The following is a 1,769-nucleotide window of genomic DNA, read 5'->3' on the forward strand; positions in this document are numbered from 1 at the left end:
AACGCCCCTCCCGCCCGAATCAGCAGAGGCACCCCACCTTGAAATACCCACGCCCTCCGCGCCTGAACCGATAGCCCAACCGTCACCCCCTGACGAGCCATTTCCTGGATTGAAACCCCGCGATAGTCTGGAAAAAAGGCCCATGGAGGAAGTTGTTCAAGAACTTCATGGGAATATGACACAATTAAGACGTGCTAAAACCAACATGGTAGCCGACACAGCACCATTAGACCGTATTCCTGAAAGTTATTTAAATACCTATAAAATCGCTACCCAATCCTTTTTTGACTGTATTCATGAGCTGGCAGAGCCCCGATTGAAAAGATTGATACGCAACGGCAGAAAAACACGTGAGCCCGTTGACCGCCAAGAAACCGTATCCGAAGCGATGGCCAGGTTGATATGTGCTCAACCATCAGGAAGGTATGATCAAATAGATATGGGCAACCAACTTTTTTACAGAATGCCTCGCCTCATTGGTCAATCCTATGAACACTTGTACGGTAAAATGAGTGAAGCCGGTAAAAAGCGGTTCTTCAGCCCGGGAACTGAAGAAAATGCCCTACGAGAACAATACAATTTATTTGCGCGGACGATGGTCAGTATCATGCTTGCTGGAGAAAAAACCGAAGCTATAATCCGATATGATGATAATGGTGCCAGAGGTGACAGTGATGGCAACTTTGGGGATAAGTCATTTGATGAACGCTTTGTCAAACATTTCGATAGACCCCATGAAAGCATTGACTGGTCTCCTTCACCGACTACCTGGCCTACGTAAAAGCAGTGACGGGTCTCCCGCAAGGGATATTTACCGGTAAAACGGTGAGGGAGACTCTTGGAGTAACACACCAGCGAACCCTTTCCCGGGAGCCTGTCCGAGAATAGCGCCCGTAGCGAGGACTGCGAGAAATTGAGGATAAAATTTCTGCTTCTGAGGAGAATAGCGGGGCTATTTGACGAAGAAACAGGAATTTTCAGACCAATTTATCGCAACCGCGGTAGGGCAGTCTATTCTCGGACAGGCTTCTGGCCAGCAGAGGTATTTTTGCGTGTCTGAACAGTCCACCCCGGAGATTGTCCTGATGGGCAGCAGAATTTTGCTGGAAACCCAGCCCGAAGTACCCACGCAGACCATAGGGACAGAGGCGTTCCGCCAGAAGCTATCAGCCCTTAAAAATGCGCAGGCGAGTGCCGGAGGCATTGGTATCGCCGCCCCACAAGTTGGCTGGTCAGCACGGGTGATGCTGTTGGGGCTGACAGCAGCCGCCAAAAAGCGCTATCCTCAAGCGCCTGCTGTGCCCTTTGAGGTATGGATTAACCCTGTGATCCACAGCTTTTCTACCGAAACATGCTGGGCCTGGGAGGGGTGTTTGTCGGTGCCGGGGTTGCGAGGATGGATTGAACGACCCTCAACAATCACAGCACGGGGAATGGATGAAAAAGGTCAGGTGATAAAAAAAACACTTGATGGTTTTACCGCACGTGTCTTTCAGCACGAAGCAGATCATTTAGACGGTATTTTGTTTCCCCAGAGGGCACACAATACCCGACACATTATTCCTGATGATATCCTGGCTAACCAGGGCGAGTGGGCGGACGAATGGCCCACCCCCGGTGCCCGAAACACAGCGCCGGGCGCTTTATCCGTGTTGCCATAACCTAGGAGTCTGTCCGAGAATAGACTACCCTACTGCGGTTGCGATAAATTGGTCTAAAAATTCCTGCTTCTTCGTCAAATAGCCCCACTATTATCCTCAGAAGCAGAA

Annotated in this window: 2 protein-coding genes; both read left to right on the plus strand. The window is 50.3% G+C overall.

What is annotated here, in order from left to right:
• The coding region (locus tag V4C51_RS17680; protein WP_330927486.1) for a hypothetical protein at positions 1–781 on the plus strand (781 nt) is incomplete at its 5' end.
• A 271-nt stretch (positions 782–1,052) separates the two neighbouring features.
• Positions 1,053–1,661: a peptide deformylase gene (locus V4C51_RS17685; protein ID WP_330927487.1), complete on the plus strand. Its 609-nt coding sequence runs from the start codon at positions 1,053–1,055 to the stop codon at positions 1,659–1,661.
• Positions 1,662–1,769 lie beyond the last annotated feature (108 nt).

Origin of the sequence: Candidatus Sororendozoicomonas aggregata, assembly GCF_031528575.1 — a bacterium.
In the GTDB taxonomy this organism is placed as follows: Bacteria; Pseudomonadota; Gammaproteobacteria; order Pseudomonadales; family Endozoicomonadaceae; genus Endonucleibacter; species Endonucleibacter aggregata.